Raw genomic sequence first — 20,617 nt, 5'->3', positions numbered from 1 at the left:
CTCGCCGGACGGCGGCTGAGTCACATCCGCGCGAACCGCACCAGCCAGTAGCAGTAGACGCCGTAGGCCGCGATACCCACCGCGGCCAGGATCATCAGCACCTGCCCGGCGGGCAGGCCGGCCAGTGTCTTGACCGCGCCGTCGATCCCCGTGGCCTTCGACGGATCGGCAGTCGCAACAGCCACGATGACCAGGATGCCGGTGCCGGCCAGAACGACACCCTTGCCGCAGTAACCGATCACGCCCGCGATTGTCGCCGCCTTGTCGTCGGAGATCTTGAGATCGTCGAGGAACGACCGGCTGGCTCCCTTGTAGACGTGGTAGACGCCGACGCCGATGATGATCAGGCCGGCCGCGACGAGGACGAACTTCCCGCCACCGGACTGCAGGAGTCGCGCTGTCAGTCCGGCGTTCTCCTGACCACTCGACTTCCCTTGGCCGGTCGCGAAACGTATTGCCGACCAGGCGAACCCGACGTAGACCACGGCGAGCGACAACGCTTTTCCGCGATCGAACCACTGCTCGGCGCCATCACTGTCCTCGCCCGGTTCGGTGGCGTGGGGTCCGACGACGGCCTCGGCGAGTCGCCACAGCGCCAGTGCTGCGAACGCGACCGCGGCCACCCACAGGACGACGCGGCCGCCGGACGAGTCGGCGAAGATCCCCAACGCACCCGACTGGTCGGCGTTCCCGCCCCCACCGAAGGCGAGGCGCAGGATGATGTAGGCGATCAGCAGATGGAGCAGGCCGCTGACGGCGTGGCCGGCACGCGCCAAGCGTTCGAACCAAGGGCTGTCGGTGGCGCGGTCGACCGCGCCGGTCACTTGATTGCGGCTCATCGCGCCACGTTCCTTCCGCCGTTCGACCGAGCTGGTGCCCCGCCGGTTCCACTGACGTTACGGGGTGCCGGCCGGTCGCTCACTTCCCCTGCGAGTTACGAAGGGCCCGAGCCTGTTCGATGTACTTCTGGTCCTTCTCGTCGTTCTTGTCCGACGCCGTGGTGTCCCGAGGCGGCAGTTGCAGGTGCTCTTCGGCCGGCATCCCCGCCTGTAGCTGTCGGCCACGTTCGAGTTCGGAGTCGAACTCGGCCCCGAACAGCAGCGCGAGGTTCGTCAGCCACAGCCACAGCAGGAAGACGATGACTCCCGCGAGTGCGCCGTAGGTCTTGTTGTAGCTGCCGAAGTTCGAGACGTACAGCGCAAATGCCGCCGACGCGACGATCCAGGTGACGATGGCCAGCACCGCACCGGCGCTGATCCACCGGAACTTCGGCTGCTGCACGTTCGGGGTCGCCCAGTACAAGATGGCGACGATCAGGATCACGAACAGCAGGAGGATGGGCCATCGAACGATGTTCCAGACGGTCAGCGCGGTCTCGCCGAAACCGATGGCGTCTCCGATCGATTTCGCGATCGGTCCGCTGACGGCCAGCATCAGTGCCACGGCAGCGGCGAGCACGAGTGCTACGAGGGTCACGAGCAGCATGATCGGCCGCAGCTTCCAGATGGGACGGCCTTCGTCGATCTCGTACATCCGGTTCATCGCGCGTCCGAACGCCCCCACGTAACCCGACGCGGACCAGAGCGCGCCGAGCAGACCGAGTACGAGGGCGAAACCGGCGCTGGGGGCGGCCACGAGTTGTTCGACGGGGCCCCGCAACGTGTCCACGGCCGACGACGGTCCGAGGTCGTCGACCATCTGCAGGACGGCGTCGGTCGTCTTCTCGCCCTGGCCGAACACACCGAGCAGCGAGACCAGCGCGAGCAGCGCCGGGAACAGCGAGAGCACGGAGTAATAGGTGAGCGCCGCTGCCAGATCGGTGCACTGATCGCGCGAGAACTCCCGCGCGGTCTTCTTCAGCACGAAGAGGAGGGACGGCTTGGTCAGGTCAGTGGGGGAGTCCGGCTTGCGCGGATCATCGGGGTCGGCCGATTCGGGGTCGTCGCGAACGTCCGGTTCAGCTGAGGCCGGATCCTTGTCCGCTCGTTCAGCGGCGTCATCTCGTTTCATCCCCTGCGCTTAACCGGCGAACACGCAAGCCAAACCCGGCCGACGTCGGCGCACCCGTCACCTGTGGGGTCAGCGCACGTGGCCGCAGGCGTCGTCGACCGCCCCCTGCAGATCTCGCTGGATCCAGCGGGTCACGGCGGCGGGTGTGTCGTCTCGACGGGCGCCGAGGTCCACCGGTTCACCCAGAGCGACAACGGGCCGGCCACCACCGGCCGGGTAGGCGATCCCGGCGGAGACCAACCACAGTCCGACACCGTCTCGCAGGGCTCGATGGGCGATGTGGCCGATCCCGGTGCCGAGCCGCTGAACCTCCGTCGGGTCGCCCTCGTTGCAGGTCCCCTCAGGAAACACCGCGATGCTGTCCCCGCGTGCCATTCGTTCGACGCAGACGGCGATCATCTGACGCCCGGCGTCGGCCGCAGCTCGCACTCCGTGGTCCTTGCTGCGAAACACCGGGATCCCGCCCAGGGTGTCGATCTTCTTCCGCTGCTCCGCGTCTTGGAACAGCTCGTCCTTCGCGAGGACACGCAGGCTGCCTATCCGGCGCCGCAGCGGTGACCGGAAGCCCGCCGCTGCCAGTACCAGTGGGTCCCGTTCGGAGACGTGGTTGGCCGCGATGAGCAGCGGCGCCCCGCTGCGCACGGTGCGGACGATCGCCTCCCGCGAACGAAAGCGCACGACCGGTCGGATGCTGGCAGCCAGCACCGCGTACATCATGCGCGCCCGGGCCCGGTCCTGCTGATGGGTCAGGTAGTGCTCGTATACCGCCTGTGCCTCGGACAGCTCGACCTTCACCCAAGTTACGGTACCGTAGGTTGCGGCGCCGCGGTGCCGCAACGGGGACTCCGCATGACAGCCCGGGTACAGCTCCGAGGTCAGTCGGGGACGACGACCGCCCGGCCACGCAGTTCGTTCGAGGCCAACCGACGGTAGGCCTCGAGCCCGTCGTCGAGGGAGAACTTCTCGACGGCGACCTCCAGGACACCGTCGCGCGCGAGGTCGAGGACCTCGATCAGTTCGTGCCGCGCACCCCAGTACGGCGCCCGAACCGACACCTCGTAGGGCTGGGTGAAAAAGCCGACCGTCGCAGCGGCGACACCGTCACCGATGCCGACGATCACGACGTCGCCCAATGTGCCGACGATTCCCATCGCGGTGTCGATGGTCGGCTGCAAGCCGACGAAGTCGAATACCGCGGTGGCGCCGACGTTTTCGGTGATCTTCCGGACATTCGCCACGGCGTCGGCATCGCTGAGAACGGTCTCATGGGCACCCACCTCGCGTGCGAACGCGAGCTTGTCCTCGCTGAGGTCGAGGGCGATGATGCGCGCCGGGGTCAGATGCCGTAACAGCTGAATCCCGATGTGCCCCAATCCGCCCGCACCGATGACGACGGCCGTGGTGCCGCCGACGAGCTTCGGCAGCGACGGTTTGATCGCGTGATACGGCGTGAGCCCCGCGTCGGTGAGCGGTACCGCTGCGATCGGGTCGAGGTCGCCGAGCGGAACGAGGTGCCGGGCGTCGTCGACGATCATGTAGTCGGCCATCGCACCTTCGTTGCCGAGCCCGGGGGGAGTGATGCCGAGTTCGGCCGCACGACTGCAGTAGTTCTCGAACCCACGCGAGCAGAAGTGACAGGTCCCGCAACCCCAGGGGCCGTAGACCGCCACCGCGGTTCCCTCGGTCAGCGACGTCACACCGCTGCCGATCTCGGCGACCACACCGGCTCCCTCGTGCCCGAGCGTCATGGGTAACGGATAGGGAAAACCCTCGGCGGGCATGTTGAGCACGAAATCGTCGGAGTGGCACGCACCGGCGGCAGTCACCTTCAACAACACCTGGCCGGGGCCGGGTGTCGGCTTGTCGACCTCGCGGAGCTCGGGCGGACTTCCTGGCTTGACGATCTGGATGGCTTTCATGCCGGACACCTCTCGGTTCGAGTCGTTGCGTGCTCTCCCGCCTTCCGGTCTACCCGCGTATGGCGATACGCGCATACGTCGGCGGGAAACCAGACGCGAATTCCTGCTGAACCGCGGCACAGGTGGACAATGCCGATCAGAAGCCGGGACGGACCACGGAGTTCGATGTCGCGGCGTGCCGGGCGTGTCGGCGGGTGCGTCAAACATCCTGTGGCAGAGTCGATCAGCCGAGACGACGGCCGGAGGCGGAAGAGGACCGGATGCACTTTGGAGTACGGGTGGACCGGACAACGCTGCGACTCCGGGTCACCATCGTCGCGACTGATTCCGAGCGGCGCACCGCACACACTGCCGGGTGGCCGGCAGGACTTCGAGGCGCTCGGCACCGATGGGTTCGCCACAGTCCTCGCACCGGCCGTAGGCACCCGCGCCGACCCGGTCCAGGGCGGCACCGATCTCGTCGAGCCGGACTCGCGACCGTTCCAGCTGCGCAACCAGATGGCCGCGTTCCACCGCGAGAGTCGAACCTTCCGGGTCGTGCTCGTCGTCGGCCGCCGCGTCGCTGGTCGCCTCGAGCACCGCGGCCAGCCGGGACGACAACGATTCGATCAGCGCGGCGGTCCGTTCCCGTTCTGCGAGCAGCACATCCCGCGACTCGTCATCCTGCCTCGAGGTCACCGTGGGCCCACCGACGTCGTCTCGCTCAGGTGCCGCAGAAGGTCTGGAAGCTGTCGCTGAACGCCTGCGGGGCCGGCGCCGCGAAGTGAGCCCATTCGGTGCGGCGTTCGAACGGATGCGTGACGGGATCCATCAGCCGCGTGAACGGTTCCAGATCGCCGTCGGTCGCGGCGCGCAAAGCGGCGTCGACCTGATGGTTGCGCGGGATGTACACCGGGTTCACGGTATCCATCGCCTCGGCGACCGCACCGGGCTCACGACCGAGACGGGCGAGTTCACGGCGCCATCGTTTCAGCCACGGACCGATCTGCTCGCGCGGCATGAGGCTGATGATCGGGACCTGATCTCCGCGGAGTTCGTCGGCCAGCGCCCGGAAGGTGCCTGTCCAGTCCGCGCGATGATCACGCATCAGGGTCAACAGGTCGGCGACCAGTTCGGGTTCGGAAAGCGCTTCTGTCAGACCGATTTTCGACGCCATGCCGGTGGCGAAATGGTGTTCGTACCGCGCCTCGTAGGTGGCGAGCACGTCCGACGCCGCAGCGATCGCCTCATCGGGTGTCGGGGCCATGAGCCTGAGCAGGGTTTCGGCGAACCGCGCCAGATTCCACTTCAGGACGGCGGGCTGATTCCCGTAGGCGTATCGGCCCGCGTGATCGATCGAGCTGAACACCGCCGACGGGTCGAAGGCGTCGAGGAACGCGCACGGCCCGTAGTCGATGGTCTCACCCGAGATCGTCGTGTTGTCGGTGTTCATCACGCCGTGCACGAACCCCACCAGCATCCACTGGGCCACCAGGGCGGCCTGACGTTCGAGTACGGCTTCGAAGAACGCGAGATACCGGTTGCCGTCGCCGGCCTCCGACGCTTTCGCGAGCTCCGGGTAGTGACGGCTGATCGCGTAGTCGGCGAGTTGTTGCGTCAGGTCGGTGTTCCGGATTGCGTACTCGAAGGTGCCGACACGGAGATGGCTGGCGGCGATCCGCGCCAACACCGCGCCGGGCTCGGCCCCGGTGCGCTGAATGTCTCGCCCCGTGGCCACGACCGACAGCGAACGCGTGGTCGGGATCCCCAGGGCGTGCATGGCCTCGCTGATCACATACTCGCGCAGCATCGGCCCGACCACCGCGAATCCGTCGCCACCTCGGGAGAACGGAGTACGCCCGGAACCCTTGAGCTGTAGATCGACTCGTCGACCGCCGCGGTCGATCAGCTCCCCGAGCAGCAACGCCCGGCCGTCGCCGAGAAGCGGTGTGTACCCGCCGAATTGATGCCCGGAGTAGGCGGTGGCGACAGGGACGGCATCGGCGGGCGCGGCCGCACCCGACAGAAGTGCGACACCGTCGTCGGATGTCAGTGCCGCGATGTCGAGGCCCAGGTCGTCGGCGAGTGACTCGTTGACGACGAGCAGTCGGGGGTCAGGCGTCTCGGCACCCTGCCACGGCACGGTGAAAGGCGTCAGCTCGTCGACGAAGGTGCGCTCGAAGCCGGTGATCGCGGCGCTCGTGCGGGCGGGAGTATCGGGAGAGACGGACACCCCTCGAGGGTAACCAGTTTCCGGACCGGCAAACCGGCTGCGCAGAAGGGGCGAGGGAGGAGTGTCCACCCCACTCGCCCCGGACGGCGATCAGGCCGCCAGCGCCGCGCCGCAGATGCCGCAGGCCTCGAAGTTGCGCCGGTTCCACCGGGCGATCGGGATGAAGAACACGCTGAACTGGCTGTATTCACGCATCCGCGCCCACTGGGTGGTGTTGTGGCAGCGGGGACAGGTGCGGGTCTGACCCGCACCGAGATGCTTCTGCCTACGGCCATATCCGAACAAGAAGAACACGCCGCCATCGTAGAGTTCGCGGCTCGCGGCGGCCGGTCACGCGCCGCGGTAGTCGATCACGGGCGGCGGACCATGAGGTCGTTCTCGGCTGTGAAACCGCATTGTTTGTACAGGTCTGTCGATGCTTCGGTCGGGTTGAGCACCACCTTCGCGTATCCACGGCCGTCCGCGGTCGCGACGGTATGCCGGACCAGTTCACGTCCGATCCCGGAACCGCGGAATGCCGGGCGGACGTACAGATGACCGAGATAGCCCCATCGGCCGCCGGCGCCCTGCCGGGGACTCGGCATCCGGGCGTGTTCGGTCAAGCACACCATTCCCACGGTCATGTCGTCCGTGCCCGCGGTCCAGAGCGTTCGTCGCTCATCGTCCAACCAACTCGCAACCGCGGCGGCGAAGGCGGTATCGCCAAGCCACGGCCCGACGGAGCGATCGTCTTCGTACGCCCACTCCCAGCGGAGCTCGGCCACAAGGTGGGAGTTCTGCGAAGGTTGAATTCGTACCGCGTGTCGACCGGTCACCCACCCAGGGTGACCGATGACGGTCGGCGGCTGCGCGTGCGGCACCGCAGAAACTCCGCGACCACCGCCGGCCTCGCGGAGAATGGACGAGGCCGGAGGTGCTCGCCATCTGTCGACACGCATCGGGTCGGCGGGCATCGGTACGCTCAGTGGTGTCCGTTTTGTCGGCCTGACGTCACCGCCACCGGGCTGCGGACTCGCGAAACCGGAGGGAAGCATGGAAGCACTGATCCTGATCGCCGTCATCGTCGTGATCGTCGTCGGGGTGGTGGTGTTCGCCCAACAGCGTTCCGGCGCCAACACGGCCCGCACCCTTGAGGACGCGAAAGCCGACGCACGACAGGTGATCGAACGTCTGGGCGGCCAGGTGTTCATGCTGGTCGGCGACGGCCCGGCATCGAAACAGGCGCTGGCCGACGCGGGGGAGCGATACACCGCGGCGGGGTCTCAGATCGAGCAGGCCAATTCGCCGGTGCAGGCGCGGCTGGCCAAACAGACTGCGATCGAGGGGCTCTACTACATCCGTGCGGCTCGGGCCGCCATGGATCTCGACCCCGGTCCGGCGATCCCCGAGCTCGACGGGCAGAAGAGTGCCGGTGCGGTCACCGAGGACCGGACCGTGGAGTTCGAGGGACGAAAGGTCGCGGCATCGCCCAACCCGTCGGAGCAGACGCCCAACTACTATCCCGGTGGCCGCGTCGCCGGCAGGCCGGTACCCGCCGGCTGGTACTCCGAGCCGTGGTGGAAACCGGCTCTGGTCGCCGGCGCCTGGGGACTCGGATCGATGTTCCTGTTCTCGGCGATGTTCTCCGGCATGGCGGGCGTCCCCTATGACGCGCAGTCCTTCGAGAGTGGCGCCGGCGACGGTTCCGACGGTGGCGCCTTGGAAGACGGTGACTCCGGCGACTTCGGCGGTGGTGACTCCGGCGACTTCGGCGGGGGAGATTTCGGTGGCGGCGACTTCGGCGGGGGAGGCGACTTCGGCGGTGGCGACTTCGGGGGGTTCTGAGCGGCCGCCCTCCGAGTGACTCGGCTTCGCTTGCCGGGTGTCAGGTCGCCGTGGGTGCCGCGACGACGGACAGCAACCGGAGCTTCTCGGCACTCGCACTGCCCGGGGTCGCGGTGTAGACGAGCAGCGAATGCGAACACCGCGGGTCGACCAAGATCTGGCAACTCAGTTCGAGCAATCCCACGTCGGGGTGCACGTACCTCTTGATCTCGCGAGGAGCTACACCCACTTCGTGCCGTGCCCAGATCTCGCGGAACTCCTCGCTCTCGCCTGTAAGCCGTTCCGCGAGCGACGCCGCATACGACTGCGGGCCTCGTAGCGCAGCCACTCCTCGTAGTCCGGATACGTACATACGTGAGTAAAAGTCGTGGTCGTCGGACGGATGCAATTGGCGAGCCCGCGGATCGGTGAACCACCGATAGCCGATGCTCCGCGCCGGCCCGTCGAACCGCATGAGGTCGCCGACCAGTGCCACCCCGAGTCGGTTCTGGCGCAACGTCTCGCCGAGTTCGGTGACGATCTCGGCCGGGGTGTCGGCGAGCCGGTCGAAGATCCGCATCATGCCCGGGGAGATGTGCTCGCGGTCGGGTCCGCGCATGGGCGGCCGGTGGCCGGCGAGGTGGAACAGGTGGTCTCGCTCCTCGACGGAGAGGTGGAGGCCCTGTGCGATGGCGGCCACCATTTGTGGCGACGGCTGCGGGCCGCGCTCGCGTTCGAGTCGTGAGTAGTAGTCGGCGGACATGTGACACAGGGCAGCCACCTCTTCGCGACGGAGTCCACCTGTGCGACGGCGCTGCCCGCGAGGCAGTCCGACGTCCTCGGGCTGAAGGGCGGCACGCCTCACCCGAAGGAAGTCAGCGAGACCGGGTCGATCGATCCTTCGGCCATTCTTGCGCGCCCGGAACCGCGGAGCCACGGATCGACAGGCCGTGGATAACGGTGCGGACCGACACAAGACTGGAAGCGAGAAACATTCCGAGTCCGTCAGGAGCTCCGCATGACACGAAACAGCAGATACAGCCTGTCCATCCCCGATCTCACGGGCCGTCGAGCGGTCGTGACCGGCGCGAGTGACGGCATCGGGTGGGAGATCGCGAATGCGCTCGCCGGCGCCGGTGCGGAAGTGGTCGTGCCGGTGCGTGATCCGAACAAGGGGGCGAGGGCGGTCGAGCGCATTCGTGATCGTCACCCCGCCGCCACACTCACGATGGAGGACGTCGACCTGTCATCGATGGCATCGGTCGAGGCGCTTGCCGGCAGGCTCCGGGCGGACGGCACACCGATCGACATCCTGATCAACAACGCCGGGATCATGACTCCGCCGAAACGCCTGACCACAGGCGATGGATTCGAGGTCCAGTTCGGCACCAACCACCTAGGACACTTCGCCCTGACCGTCGCGGTGCTTCCGCTGCTCCAGTCCGGGAAGGCACGGGTGGTCTCGCAGACGAGCATCGCGGCAAAACGAGGCTCGATCAATTGGGATGATCTGAACTGGGAGCGCCACTACGACGCAATGAAGGCCTACCGCCAGTCCAAGATCGCGTGCGCGCTGTTCGGACTCGAACTCGGACGCCGAAGCCGCGCTGCCGGTTGGGATGTGACGAGCGTGATCTCACATCCGGGAGTCGCCCCGACCAGCCTTCTCGCCGCTCGTCCTGAGGTCGGCAGGACCGCCCCGACGAGCGGCCGGCGCGTGATCGAGTGGATATCGCGGCACGGTGTCGGTGTGGGCACCGTCGAAACCGCTGCCCTCCCAGCCCTGATGGCGGCGACGCAGCCGGAGACGCCCGGTGATGCGTTCTTCGGACCACAGTGGCCCGGTGACGCCGGCGGGCCACCCGGATTACGGCAACCCTGGCAACCGTTCCGTGATCACGAAGCGGCATCGCGTCTGTGGGCGGTGTCTGAACAGCTCACCCGGGTGACAGCGGGCTGAAGACGGGCCTCCTGGCGCCGATATGCGATCGTCAAGTGGTGTGTGCCACCTGCGGACCGAAGTCGACGCAGGTGACACACCGGCAATGAGCACTTGTGATGCTTTCCACTCGAAGTCTGAGGGACGGCAGGTTCAGGGGAAGAGCGTCAGGAATGTCGCTGCCGAGGTCGCGCACAGCAGCGCCGCGATCGTGACGCCTGCATACGCGTGATCGGCGATCGGGGTCTCGCGTGCCTTGACCGACGATGTGCGTGTCGGGGTGCTGGCCTCTGTCACAAGTTGTCCCTCCGAAGACCCGTTACCGTCCCCGAGAACATTAGGGCCGCGAACGTTCACCCGAGACCCGCCGGCGACGTTCGAGGCCACAACGATGCTGTGGGTCACGAAACGATAACGGTCGCAAGTACTAGGTTTCAACTGCACGAACGGTGAAGCGCCGACGGCGCGACGCAGTGATGGGTAACGCGGATTCGCACGCATGTGCGACAATGGCGCGGTGAGTTCACAGACGAGGGCCGGCTTGAGTCCCGACGACCTGGAGTCGCTGTCCGCGGCACTCGCGGCCGGTAAGCGAGCCACGGTCTATCTGCGCGATGCGATGCCATCGCTGAACCTGGAGGCCGGCGCCTCGGCGCGAGTCGTGTCGATCGACGGTACGACAGTGACGGTGAGCCCGAGGGGCGTCGACGACCAGTTGCCCTTCGAAGCCGACGAACTGCGACGTAACCGACCGGCGGCCGCCACCACTGCGACCGCTGCGGTTCGTCGACGCACACCGGAACCGGCGCCCCCGAAGCCACAACCGACGTCGTCATCGAAAACAGATGTCGAGGAATCGAATTCCGCCCGCCCGTCCCGAAAGGCGCGTCCTACGACGGATGCCCCGCCGAGGGCGGCGGAGTCGGCGCCGGCGCCTGCGACGACGACCAGGTCGTCGCGAAAGGCCAAGGCGCCGACCGCGCCGACCACGGTCACCATCACCGCGGCAGGGGAGAGCACGTGGACGCTGTCGGTTGCGGTCGGAACCAGAAAGCTGGCAAAACCCGTCGAGATCACCGCCGACCGGGTGGCCCGGGCGATGCGGGAGCTCGATGACGAGACCGCGATCGCCGCGGTCGACGCCGTCATCGAATCGGCCAGAACGGCCGCGCAACGCCGCATCGACGAACTCAGTCAGGAACTCGAAGCCGCGCGGGCCGCGCTGGCCAACCTCGACGGGTCCGTCGACGACCAGCGCGGCCTCGCTCGCTGAGGAGCGACCGGAGCTTGCGGAGGGCGACACACCCTGCTCCCAAAACCGAAGGAACGATCTAACCCTTGCTCCCTGAGGAGCGCCCGGAGCTTGCGGAGGGCGACCCACCCTTGCTCCCTGAGGAGCGCCCGGAGCTTGCGGAGGGCGCGTCACGAAGGGGCCCGTCAGGCCTGCCGGTCCCGGAACCGGTACATCGCGCGAATGTCTCGCGTGATCGCTTTGTCCCGCTTGCTCCGCTTGCTCGCCTGTCGGGCGTCGCCCCGAGCGGCCGACCACTCACTTTCCCTCAGCAGCTTGCGATAGCGTTCCAGACGGCCGGCGTCGAGGCGGCCGTCCCGGATCGCCTCCTGCACGGCACATCTCGGCTCACTGCGGTGTTCGCAATCGCGAAACGCGCACTCACGACTTAACTCCTCGATGTCGGCGAACGTACGGCCGGCCGCCTCGGCGACATCCTGTACCCCGATCCCACGCAGACCAGGTGTGTCGATGAGTACCTTGCCTCCCGGCAGGAGCAGCAGCTCGCGGTGCGCCGTCGTGTGCCGCCCCTTTCCGTCGACCGCACGAATCTCATTGGCCGCCATCTGTTCACGACCGAGCAATGCGTTGGCCAGGCTCGACTTGCCGGCGCCGGACGAGCCCAACAGGACGGCGGTGCCGGTCATGGTGGACTCGAGGAGATCGACGCCTGCGCCGGTGATCGTGCTCGTCGTCACGATGTCGGCGCCCGGAGCGACCGCGGCGATCATCGACTCACCCGGAAGAGGATCGTCGACCAGATCCGACTTGGTCAACGCGATGATCGGCCGGGTGCCGGCGTCGTAGGCCAACGTCAGCAGGCGCTCGATGCGACCGACATTCACCCTGTTCGCGACCGACACCGCGATGATCACCGTGTCGACGTTGGCGGCGAGTACCTGCCGTTTCGATGTCCGATCCGAACTCGCGCGCGCGATCGCCGTCCGGCGCGGCAACAGGTGCACGATCCGGGCCTGCCCGTCGTCTCGGCGCAGCACCACCCAATCGCCGGTGCACACGGACTGTTCGCGCTCCGCAGTGCGCCCGACACCGCGGATGACGCGGACCGGACCTGATGCGGTGATGGTGTCGCACCCGCCGCGATCCACCCGCACGACGCGAGCTGGTAGCTCGTCGTCGGACGCGCGGTCGGTGTACAGGGTCGAGAAATGCTTGTCCCAGCCGAGAGCGGCGAGCTCGACGGGAAAAGACGAATTACTTGCAGAATTCACTGTTGGGGACTTTCGAGGAAAGCCCGCGACCCCAGGAGTCATCCGACTCGCAACTCAGTCGGTTGTGCGAGAACGGTGTTCGAGGATCAGCAACGGGCTGGAGGAACAGGGATGGTTCGGATGCTGACGATGCCAGCGATCTCGACGGCAACCATCGACTCACCTCCAGGTCTCGTGCTGCCCCACCGGACAGCGCGGCTCACGCTAACACCGCCCGGCGATGCCCACCACTCTTTTTTCGTTCCGCGGGTTCGGCGCTAACGGAGCCCCAACTCGACGCCCTGCGCGAGCACCTCACGACGCGACGTCATACCCAGCTTCGCCAGGACCGCGGACACGTGATGGTCCGCGGTTTTCGACGAGATGTACAGCCGCTTGGCGATCTCCGAACTCGACAGTCCCTCCGCCACCAGGCGGGCGACCTCGAGTTGCCTGTTCGTCAGGCCACCGGGGTTCACTCGTGTCGTGGGCCGAGGGCGCTGCGGGACGGTGGCGCAACCCCGTTCGCGCATCAACGCACGCGCACGATCGGCGGTACCCGCGGCGCCGAGTCCGTCGAGCATCGTCACACCACGGGCTGGTTCGTCGGAATCCAACCAGCACATCGCCGATGCGAACGGATCACCCGCGTCCGACCACCAGCGCGCGGCGTCGGCGTGCCGACCGTCGAGCGACAATCGGTACGGCGCCGCGATCGGCCCGGTCTGCGTCGACCACCCGAGCCTCGCACGCCAGACGGCGAGGCTCCCTGTGCCCCATTCTGTTCCGTCATCGTCGAGGGTGTGCGCCGCGGCGACCCGGGCGTCCTCGGTCCCGGTCATCCAACTGATCTCCGCCAGGGCGGTCAGGACCGCGAGCCGTCGGAGGGGTTCATCGATCTGGTTGGCGAGGGTCCAGGCGTTCTCGATCTCGTCGATGTCGAACGACGCGCCGCATCGGAGCGGCACCAGCACGGTGACCAGGAGCGGCCACAGCGTGGCGATCGGCATCCCGTCGGCGTCGATGACCGCCCCGGCGTCCTCGAGGGCTCCGTTCCAGTGTCCGCGGGTCAGATGCAGGCGACTCCGCACAGCGGTCTGCCAGTGGCGACAGATCTGGATGTCGCGCTCCACCGTGAACGGGAGACCCGCGTCGAGGATCCGGTCGGCGGCCCGGTACCTTCCCTGTTCGACATCGAGACTGGCCACCTGTGAATAGACGGTTGAGGCGAGTTCGTCGAAGCCGAGGGTGCGGGCGGTTTCCATGTGATCGAGAAGTCTTCTGCGAGAGTCGACTTCGCCGGTGGACAGCGCAGCCGAGTCCGAGACGACCTTGTTCCACAGCCGCAGTTCCTCGTCGGATGCCGACGCGGTGTCGGCCAGCAGGGACGCCGTTCCCGACACGTCGCCCCGCATGAACGCGAGAAACGCGCGGTGGATCTGGGCCTCGCTGTACACCGTCGACGCCCCTGTACCGTAGGCGATCTCCGCTGCACGGCCCAGGTGCGATTCCGCGCTCTGCCGGTGCGCGCTGTAGTACTCGTAGACCCCGACGGCCACATGTGCCGTGGCCAACCCGGTGTCGTCACCCAGTTCGGTCCACAACGGGAAGGTCTCGTTCACACTGGCTATCGCATCGCGCAGTCGGCTGACCATGTACTGCTCGTTGGCCAGAGCCAACAACAGTTCGGCACGCTCGCGAGCCGGAGCATTGACTTGGTGCTGCTTGGCGATCTCGTAGTACGCGACGGCCTCGGTGTGCGCTCCGCCGCGGATGGCGTCCTCGGCTGCGGCGCAGGCATGACGGACGGCGCGGTCGAAGTCCCGGGCGGCGACGGCGTGGTGGGTCAACACCGACGGGTGCACGGTGCCCAGCTGCTCGAGTGCGTCCAGCAGCTGCGCGTGCAGATGGGCCACCCCACCCGGCGGAATCGTGGATTCGATTGCCCGACGGGCCAATTCGTGTCGGAATAGGATGCCGTCGGGCCCCCATTCCAGAAGTCCCGTGTCGGCGAGACGCTGCAGAGTGGGGTAACCGATCCGCAGGACCGGCAGCGCGGTGTCCGACACCCGTTCCGGCGACGCCGCAATCAGTTGGAGGGCTTCGAAATCGGCCGCGCTGACCTTGGTCGTCCGCGCCAGGACCGCATCGCGCACCGACGACGGGATCGGCAGGTGGGGTTCGCGGGAGACCTCGGTCGCGAAGTAGGGGTTACCTCCGGTCGCGGCATGGACCCGCACGGGATCGAGACCCGTACCCTCGACCAGTTCCGCGATCGCCGCGACACTGAGCGGCGGCAGCTCGATCCGGAACACGCCCTCGGCGAGCAGGGCACGCGCCGCCGCCTGGGGCTCGAGCTCTCGATGCGTCAGGAGCAGAACGAGCGGCATCGACTCGATGCGTCGACACAGGAACCTCAGCACATCGGTCGACGCGGCGTCGACCCAGTGCAGATCCTCGACCACGAGAAGCGTCGGTGCAGCCCTCAGATGAGCGAACGCGGCTTCGCAGACGTCGGCGAGCATCATCGGTTGCAGACCGATGCCCAGGTCTTTGACGGGACCCAGTGGACGTGGTGTGTCGAGCGGATCGCACGCCACCCGCAGCACACGCACGTCCCGGGCGGTCGCACACACCTGCGCGATCAGCGTCGTCTTGCCTGCACCGCTCTCGCCGGCGACGGAGAAGGCCGAACCCACCGGCAACCGGTCAAATGCCGCGCTGATCTGCGACAACTGCTCGGTTCTCTCCAACAATCGCACCGTCCGAGTGTAGGCCGCCCGACGCTCGAATAGGTGGGTCTACCCATTCATGGGAAGGACGTTCGGCGAAAGATGGGAGGTCCTCACCGATGCCGTCCGTATGCCCGGTGACCGACTGTTGTGGTGCGCCGGTACCGACAAACGGTCACCGACGGCCAGTCGTCCCACCACACAGAAATGGACAATCCGATGACGACATCTCTCTCACCAGACCTGGTATCGCTGCGGGAGAAGCAGCAGAAGGTCTGGAGCAGCGGCGATTACAACCGTATCGCCGCGCTGACCGTGCCGGTCAACGAAGCGACCGTGGTCGCGGCATCGGTCATCCCCGGCGAACGCGTCCTCGACGTCGCGACCGGCACCGGCCACTCCGCGCTCGCCGCTGCCCGCCAGGGTGGCGACGTCACCGCGATCGACTACGTGCCGGCACTACTCGACATCGCCCGGGGTCGGGCAGCCGCAGAACATCTCGACGTCGATTTCGTGGAAGCCCCGGCCGAGGTCCTGCCGTTCGGCAACGCCGCGTTCGACACCGGTATCTCGTCGATCGGCATCATGTTCGCCGCCGATCACGAGCAGGCCGCGCGCGAATTGACCCGAGTCGTCCGTCCGGCCGGAAAGATCGTGGTCACGAGTTGGACCGCAGACGGTTTCGTCGGTGGAATGCTCGCCGCGGTCGGCCGCCACGTGACACCGCCGCCGGGCGCGCGTCCCGCCACCCGGTGGGGCGACCAGCATTACGTCGCATCGCTGTTCGGCGATCGTGTGCACTCGGTCGATTCGCACACCGCCGTACTGACCGTTCGGTTCGTCGACGCGGCCGCTTTCGCGGACCTGTTCCTCGGCTACTACGGTCCGACGTTCGCCGCGGCGTCGAAGCTCGACGAGGACGGCAAGCACGCACTGCGTGCCGATCTGATCTCCCTCGCCGAGTCTCGGCAGCAACCGGTCCCCGGCGGGATCTCCATCGACTGGGAGTACCGCGTCGTCGAGGCGGTGCGGTCATGAGCGCGCCCCGGAGTCGTGGCAAGGCCATCGCTCGTCTCGGCGCGACCCTGTCGATCGCCGCGGCCATCGGCGTCGCCGCGCCGCTTGCGACGACGGCTTCGGCAGCACCCGCGCGCACACCGGGCGCGACGCTGACGATCGTCGACCAGAACATCACCGGTGCCGGCAAGAACCGCATCATCATCCAGGGCCTGTATCCGATGACACGAGCGGACGCGGTCGGATTCGTCACCCACATCAACGATCGGGGTTGCGGTGGAATGCACTACATCGTGCTGGGCGACGACGGTAGAGAGCAGTACCTCTACGACCGCAACTTCCCGGGCACCTCGGTCGGGACCGAAGGTTTCCTCCGGGCTTCTGACCGCGGGCTCGAGTATCTCCGGGAGTTCGTCGTTCCGAGCTCGGTTCTCAACGAGGACCGGGACGGTGCCGACGAGGTGTTCACCCGGGTCCGTTTCACCGACGGCGACTGCCGGGCACGGGTCCAGACCACCAACGTGGTCGTCGGGCGGTTCTGACCCGACCCGCCGGCGACACCCGCCCACCCGGCCTGTGCCGGGTGGGCGGCTGTCGGATCAATTCAGCTCGGCAGCGTCCACGTCGGTGTCGATACGCATGGCGGCCACCAGTTCTCGATAGAGCTCATCGGTGGCTAGCAAGCGCCGATGGTTGCCGACCGCCCGCACCCGACCGGCTTCGAGGACGACGATCTGGTCGGCGTCCATGATCGTCGAGAGCCGATGCGCGATGGTGACGACGGCTCCGCGAGTGGCCTGTCGCCGGATGCCCTCGGCCACAGCCGCCTCGGTCAACCCGTCGAGTTGCGCGGTCACCTCGTCGAGCAGGAGGAGTTCTGGGTCGACGACCAGCGCGCGGGCGAGCGCGATGCGTTGCCGTTCCCCGCCCGACAGCGTTGACGTGGTCACGTCGGTGAGTAGGCCGTCGGGCATGGAATGGACACGCTCATCCATCCGGACGGCCGACAGGGCACGCCACACCTCGTCGTCTGTCGCCTCGGGCGCCGCGTAGACGAGGTTGTCGCGGACCGTTCCGGGGACCAGAGGGGTGTCCTGCTCCACGTAGGCGATGCGTGCTCGCAGATCGTGGAGTGTCCACTGGTCGAGCGGCCGACCGTCGAGCACGATCTCGCCGCGATCCGGTCGTAGGAACTTCAGGAAGAGGGAGAAGATGGTCGTCTTCCCGGCACCCGACGGTCCGACGATGGCAGTGTGTCCGCGGCGTGGGATCGTCAGGTCAATGCCGTTGAGCGCAGCGGGGGAGTCTGGTGCGTATCGGTACACCACGTCGCGCAGTTCGAGTGCGGACGCGGTCCGGTCGACCCGAGCCGACGTGCGATTCGCCACCACCTCGTCGTCGGATTCGGTTCGCAGGTCGGAGATCTCGGCAATCCGCGCAGCCGCGGCCAATCCCGACTGCAAGGCCGTGACACTCTGGGTGAGCAGCGAGACAGGCATCATCAGTTGGAATCCGTAGAGCAGGAATGCGATCAGAGTACTGACGGCCATCGAACCGTCGGCGACGCGCCAGGCCCCGAACGCCAGGACGACCATCACCGCCAGATTGATCCCGGACCCGGTGATCGTCCAGGCCCATGCTTCGATACGCACGGCCCGGATTCCCTTGCTCGCCGACCGGTGCGCGAACTCTCCGATCCGGTCGGATTCCCGCGCCTCGGCCCGACTCGCCTTGACGGTGCGAATCGATCGAAGGATCCCCTCCAATCGGCCACCCAGGAAACCGATCTCGGCCTGCGCGTCCTGCTGCGCCTTCGCCAACCCCGGCATCAGTACGGCGGCGGCGATCCCGACCATGACCACGACGACCATCGTGGTCGCGAACAGCGGGAGGTCCAGAAACGCCATGAGTACCAGCGCGCCGACCATACCGACGAAACCGTTGACACCGTTGACAATGCTCGACGTCGTCGCTTCGCGGATCAGCAGGGTGTCGGAGGTGACGCGCGCGACCATCTCGCCGCTCGACCTACGGGCGAGCTCGGGGACCTCGACGCGGAGCAGGTGTCCGATGAGTCCGGTGCGGGTGGCGAGAATGATGCGTTCGGCCAGGGTTCCCAACATGATCGTCTGGATCAGACCGATCACCGACCCGGCGACGAGCAACACGGCCAGGACTGTGATCGGCGCCGCCAGAGATTCCGACACGGCAAGACCGTCGAGCACCCACTTCGTGACCAGCGGGGTCGCGAGTTCGGCAGCGGTGCCGAGCAACCCGAGGACGACGCCCACGGCAAGGACGCCCCGGTACGGACGTATGTAGTCCCAGAGGATCGCGAGTTTGGCGCGCATGGGCATATCCGGGGTCTGCCCGGGATCGGCCGCGGTTGTCGAAGTCGTCATGGTGTGAGCCCTCCCGAGCGGAACATGCAAGCTCTACAATGACACATTGGTGTCCCATTTTCAATCAAGTGTGTTGCAGATACCCGAGTGTGGTGGATAGTCTCGGCCAGGTGAACGATGCGCCGGAACCGGCTGCCGTCTCGGGCGTGCGCCTGCGCACCCGACAGGCCATAGTGTCAGCCGCCATCGCGGCGTGGGCAACTGATTTCTCGACGTCCCTGGGCGACATCGCCGACCGGGCGGACGTCAGCCGCAGCACCTTGCACCGCCACTTCCCCGACCGTCAGTCTCTCGTCGATACGGCGCTCGTCGAGGCGAGGAGCGTTCTCGAGCGGCAGGCGAGCGAAGCGGTCGACGGGTGCGAATCGGCTCGCGCAGCACTCGAATCGCTGATGCGGGTGATCATCGGCATCGACGACGTCATCGTGTTCCTGTTCGCCGACCCACACCGGTTCGACGGCCACCCGGAGTGGGCTGAGGAAGAGGACCAGATGCTTCCGGAGATCTTTTCTCGGGCGCAGAAAGACGGTGCCATCGCCGATGATCTCGAAACGAGATGGCTGGCCGGGGTGTTCTATTCACTCTGTTTTGTCGGTGCGGTCTCGATCGCCGGCGGGGTGATGTCGCGTCGCCGCGCCGCCGATGTCGCCGTCCGGACGTTCTTCTCCGGAGTCGCTGCCGACTGAGAAGCCGACGCACGCGTGTGCTTTGGGTCGGGGCAACACTTCTACCACCGATGAGTTTTGTATCGGGGTGGTGTCAGACCCTGCACCTACCACCGATCGGATGAGACATTGGGCAGCGTGAACGTACTGGCGTGCGTGGCCGCAACGGTCGCCGCGTTCCTGGTGAGCGGTGTGTACTACGGCGTCGTGGGTGCACCCGCCGCGGCGGAAGTACACCGACCGGCCTGGGCGACGCCGGTTGTCGAACTCATCCGCAACGCACTGCTCGTACTCCTGGTCGCCGGTCTGGTCGCGCAACTCGATCCGGATGCCACCGGTGCACTTCTGCTCGCTGCGGGGCTGTTCCTCATCCCGTTGGTTCTGTTCGCGGGCGCGGTCTTCCACGAGGGAACGGCCCTGTCCGCGGCAGCTGTACACCTCGGGGATTGGGCCCTGAAGCTGCTCATCCTCGTCCTGATCGTGTCGCTGTGGCGGTGACAGTGGAATCGCTGTGGACCGCACAATCCCCGTCCGCTACTCCGTGAGGAGGATCGGGTGACGGTTCATCGCCTTTCGGATCACAACCGTCCTGGCACGTGAGAACTCAGGCCGGCTCCAGGGCCCGCTTGGCCTTTTCCAGAGCGGCGAGCGTACGCAGCACCGAATCGCGCTTGGCGGTCAAGTCGCTCGCCTTGGCCTTGCCGCTCAGTCCGGGGTCCGCCTGCGCGACTGCCAGCCGTTCCTCGATCTCGGCGAGCTGCGCCAGCAAGGACTGCGCACGGCTCATGAGCTCCTCATGGTCGGGTCGGGAGACGTCCGCAGGGCGGGCGCTTCCGGCCCCGACGTTCTTGGCTTTGCGAGCCGTTGTGCTGCCGTCCTTGTTTGTGGTGGTGGACGCGGATCGTGTCACACCGCGCTGGCCGGACCGGACGCGCAGTGGGGGCTGTGTGCGGGTCCGATTCAGCACTGCCCAGGCGTCACGGGCCGCCACCCGGTGTTCGCGTTCCTCTTCGTCGTCGGACGTCATCGACGCGCCCAAAGGTCGTAGCCCGTAGAAACCGACGAACTCGCGGGCCGCCGCGATAGTTTGCTCTGCCTCGCGGCAGCGCCCGCACCGCGGTTCGCCGCGGAGTTCTGCGATGTCGTCGCTGGATGAGCACCACACGCAGGCGTGGGCAGTGGAGTCGGTCACGATGGCATCGGCAGCAGCGAAATTCACGGGTGAAAACACTACGGCACAATGTTTTTCATGCTGCGACCGGGCTTCGTCCAGCAGGCTCGGGCCGGGATTGCGCTGGTTGTTCCCGCGATGGGACCACGTGCCAGCCTGCCGGATAACGGGCGCGCTCGGTACGCATCACGACGATGGGACGTCGGCAGACATCGCAGAGCTGCTGGAATCATTCCGTCGAGCGT

General features: G+C 67.0%; 21 protein-coding genes. 7 read left to right on the top strand and 14 right to left on the bottom strand.

Going from position 1 to position 20,617, the window contains the following annotated elements; genetic code table 11:
- Positions 1 to 20: 20 nt before the first annotated feature.
- The 8 genes from FFS52_RS08785 to FFS52_RS08750 all read right to left on the bottom strand — a co-directional run bounded on the left by FFS52_RS08785 (position 21) and on the right by FFS52_RS08750 (position 7,079).
- Positions 21 to 839 (bottom strand): DUF1206 domain-containing protein, encoded by an 819-nt coding sequence (locus FFS52_RS08785; RefSeq protein WP_078113861.1) that lies wholly within the window; start codon positions 837 to 839, stop codon positions 21 to 23.
- A 79-nt stretch (positions 840 to 918) separates the two neighbouring features.
- On the bottom strand, positions 919 to 2,010 hold the full coding sequence (locus FFS52_RS08780; protein ID WP_137809410.1) for a YihY/virulence factor BrkB family protein: 1,092 nt from the start codon (positions 2,008 to 2,010) through the stop codon (positions 919 to 921).
- A 69-nt stretch (positions 2,011 to 2,079) separates the two neighbouring features.
- Complete coding sequence (locus tag FFS52_RS08775) at positions 2,080 to 2,805, bottom strand: 1-acyl-sn-glycerol-3-phosphate acyltransferase (RefSeq protein WP_137809409.1); 726 nt, start codon at positions 2,803 to 2,805, stop codon at positions 2,080 to 2,082.
- Between the two features lie 80 nt (positions 2,806 to 2,885).
- Positions 2,886 to 3,929, bottom strand: coding sequence for an NAD(P)-dependent alcohol dehydrogenase (locus tag FFS52_RS08770; protein ID WP_137809408.1), 1,044 nt, complete (start codon positions 3,927 to 3,929; stop codon positions 2,886 to 2,888).
- A gap of 306 nt (positions 3,930 to 4,235) precedes the next feature.
- Entirely contained in the window at positions 4,236 to 4,607 is a 372-nt protein-coding gene (locus FFS52_RS08765) for a TraR/DksA C4-type zinc finger protein (RefSeq protein ID WP_137809407.1), read from the bottom strand.
- 25 nt (positions 4,608 to 4,632) lie between these two features.
- Positions 4,633 to 6,141 (bottom strand): protein adenylyltransferase SelO, encoded by a 1,509-nt coding sequence (locus FFS52_RS08760; RefSeq protein ID WP_137809406.1) that lies wholly within the window; start codon positions 6,139 to 6,141, stop codon positions 4,633 to 4,635.
- Between the two features lie 90 nt (positions 6,142 to 6,231).
- Positions 6,232 to 6,435, bottom strand: coding sequence for a zinc-ribbon domain-containing protein (locus tag FFS52_RS08755; RefSeq protein WP_068972513.1), 204 nt, complete (start codon positions 6,433 to 6,435; stop codon positions 6,232 to 6,234).
- A 56-nt stretch (positions 6,436 to 6,491) separates the two neighbouring features.
- A complete protein-coding gene (locus FFS52_RS08750; protein WP_137809405.1) occupies positions 6,492 to 7,079 on the bottom strand; it encodes a GNAT family N-acetyltransferase in 588 nt (195 codons plus the stop codon).
- 94 nt (positions 7,080 to 7,173) lie between these two features.
- Between FFS52_RS08750 and FFS52_RS08745 the strand changes: the two genes are divergently transcribed.
- Positions 7,174 to 7,965, top strand: coding sequence for a DUF1542 domain-containing protein (locus tag FFS52_RS08745; protein WP_137809404.1), 792 nt, complete (start codon positions 7,174 to 7,176; stop codon positions 7,963 to 7,965).
- 40 nt (positions 7,966 to 8,005) lie between these two features.
- On the opposite strand, the gene FFS52_RS08740 is transcribed toward FFS52_RS08745, so the two are convergent.
- On the bottom strand, positions 8,006 to 8,881 hold the full coding sequence (locus FFS52_RS08740) for a helix-turn-helix transcriptional regulator (RefSeq protein WP_137809403.1): 876 nt from the start codon (positions 8,879 to 8,881) through the stop codon (positions 8,006 to 8,008).
- Positions 8,882 to 8,962: 81 nt separating this feature from the next.
- On the opposite strand from FFS52_RS08740, the gene FFS52_RS08735 reads away from it, so the two are divergent.
- Positions 8,963 to 9,904 (top strand): SDR family oxidoreductase, encoded by a 942-nt coding sequence (locus FFS52_RS08735; RefSeq protein ID WP_137809402.1) that lies wholly within the window; start codon positions 8,963 to 8,965, stop codon positions 9,902 to 9,904.
- 132 nt (positions 9,905 to 10,036) lie between these two features.
- Here the strand turns inward: FFS52_RS08735 and FFS52_RS23660 are convergent, their stop codons facing one another.
- Complete coding sequence (locus FFS52_RS23660) at positions 10,037 to 10,180, bottom strand: hypothetical protein (protein ID WP_156422431.1); 144 nt, start codon at positions 10,178 to 10,180, stop codon at positions 10,037 to 10,039.
- Between the two features lie 202 nt (positions 10,181 to 10,382).
- Here FFS52_RS23660 and FFS52_RS08730 point away from each other — a divergent pair, with 202 nt between their 5' ends.
- Positions 10,383 to 11,156: a DUF6319 family protein gene (locus FFS52_RS08730; RefSeq protein WP_137809401.1), complete on the top strand. Its 774-nt coding sequence runs from the start codon at positions 10,383 to 10,385 to the stop codon at positions 11,154 to 11,156.
- A 164-nt stretch (positions 11,157 to 11,320) separates the two neighbouring features.
- Here the strand turns inward: FFS52_RS08730 and rsgA are convergent, their stop codons facing one another.
- On the bottom strand, positions 11,321 to 12,406 hold the full coding sequence (gene rsgA / locus FFS52_RS08720; protein ID WP_137809400.1) for a ribosome small subunit-dependent GTPase A: 1,086 nt from the start codon (positions 12,404 to 12,406) through the stop codon (positions 11,321 to 11,323).
- A gap of 257 nt (positions 12,407 to 12,663) precedes the next feature.
- A complete protein-coding gene (locus tag FFS52_RS08715; RefSeq protein ID WP_249356371.1) occupies positions 12,664 to 15,147 on the bottom strand; it encodes a LuxR family transcriptional regulator in 2,484 nt (827 codons plus the stop codon).
- Positions 15,148 to 15,336: 189 nt separating this feature from the next.
- Between FFS52_RS08715 and FFS52_RS08710 the strand changes: the two genes are divergently transcribed.
- Positions 15,337 to 16,155, top strand: coding sequence for a methyltransferase domain-containing protein (locus FFS52_RS08710; RefSeq protein ID WP_137809399.1), 819 nt, complete (start codon positions 15,337 to 15,339; stop codon positions 16,153 to 16,155).
- Positions 16,152 to 16,676 (top strand): hypothetical protein, encoded by a 525-nt coding sequence (locus tag FFS52_RS08705; protein ID WP_137809398.1) that lies wholly within the window; start codon positions 16,152 to 16,154, stop codon positions 16,674 to 16,676. Before FFS52_RS08710 ends, FFS52_RS08705 begins: the two co-directional genes overlap by 4 nt.
- A gap of 57 nt (positions 16,677 to 16,733) precedes the next feature.
- Here the strand turns inward: FFS52_RS08705 and FFS52_RS08700 are convergent, their stop codons facing one another.
- Positions 16,734 to 18,536 (bottom strand): ABC transporter ATP-binding protein, encoded by a 1,803-nt coding sequence (locus FFS52_RS08700; RefSeq protein ID WP_137809397.1) that lies wholly within the window; start codon positions 18,534 to 18,536, stop codon positions 16,734 to 16,736.
- A gap of 110 nt (positions 18,537 to 18,646) precedes the next feature.
- On the opposite strand from FFS52_RS08700, the gene FFS52_RS08695 reads away from it, so the two are divergent.
- Complete coding sequence (locus FFS52_RS08695) at positions 18,647 to 19,222, top strand: TetR/AcrR family transcriptional regulator (RefSeq protein WP_171011587.1); 576 nt, start codon at positions 18,647 to 18,649, stop codon at positions 19,220 to 19,222.
- 117 nt (positions 19,223 to 19,339) lie between these two features.
- On the top strand, positions 19,340 to 19,699 hold the full coding sequence (locus FFS52_RS08690) for a DUF1761 family protein (protein WP_249356369.1): 360 nt from the start codon (positions 19,340 to 19,342) through the stop codon (positions 19,697 to 19,699).
- Between the two features lie 106 nt (positions 19,700 to 19,805).
- Here FFS52_RS08690 and FFS52_RS08685 read toward each other — a convergent pair whose 3' ends face one another.
- The gene (locus FFS52_RS08685) at positions 19,806 to 20,420 is read right to left on the bottom strand and encodes a hypothetical protein (protein ID WP_249356366.1); all 615 of its coding nucleotides are present in this window, start codon (positions 20,418 to 20,420) and stop codon (positions 19,806 to 19,808) included.
- Positions 20,421 to 20,617 lie beyond the last annotated feature (197 nt).

Origin of the sequence: Gordonia sp. ALPHA1B1 (assembly GCF_005502615.1) — a bacterium.
Taxonomy (GTDB): Bacteria; Actinomycetota; Actinomycetes; order Mycobacteriales; family Mycobacteriaceae; genus Gordonia; species Gordonia hongkongensis.
The sequence above is the reverse complement of the archived record's forward strand: the minus strand, read 5'-3'. Positions and strand labels throughout refer to the sequence as shown.

Excerpts from the sequence above, each read along its gene's own strand:
- FFS52_RS08785 (WP_078113861.1), bottom strand. The coding sequence starts at position 839 with ATGAGCCGCAATCAAGTGACCGGCGCGGTCGACCGCGCCACCGACAGC.
- FFS52_RS08700 (WP_137809397.1), bottom strand. The coding sequence starts at position 18,536 with ATGACGACTTCGACAACCGCGGCCGATCCCGGGCAGACCCCGGATATG.
- FFS52_RS08735 (WP_137809402.1), top strand. The coding sequence starts at position 8,963 with ATGACACGAAACAGCAGATACAGCCTGTCCATCCCCGATCTCACGGGC.
- FFS52_RS08745 (WP_137809404.1), top strand. The coding sequence starts at position 7,174 with ATGGAAGCACTGATCCTGATCGCCGTCATCGTCGTGATCGTCGTCGGG.
- FFS52_RS08770 (WP_137809408.1), bottom strand. The coding sequence starts at position 3,929 with ATGAAAGCCATCCAGATCGTCAAGCCAGGAAGTCCGCCCGAGCTCCGC.
- FFS52_RS08750 (WP_137809405.1), bottom strand. The coding sequence starts at position 7,079 with ATGCGTGTCGACAGATGGCGAGCACCTCCGGCCTCGTCCATTCTCCGC.
- FFS52_RS08730 (WP_137809401.1), top strand. The coding sequence starts at position 10,383 with ATGTGCGACAATGGCGCGGTGAGTTCACAGACGAGGGCCGGCTTGAGT.
- FFS52_RS08710 (WP_137809399.1), top strand. The coding sequence starts at position 15,337 with ATGACGACATCTCTCTCACCAGACCTGGTATCGCTGCGGGAGAAGCAG.
- FFS52_RS08705 (WP_137809398.1), top strand. The coding sequence starts at position 16,152 with ATGAGCGCGCCCCGGAGTCGTGGCAAGGCCATCGCTCGTCTCGGCGCG.
- FFS52_RS08780 (WP_137809410.1), bottom strand. The coding sequence starts at position 2,010 with ATGAAACGAGATGACGCCGCTGAACGAGCGGACAAGGATCCGGCCTCA.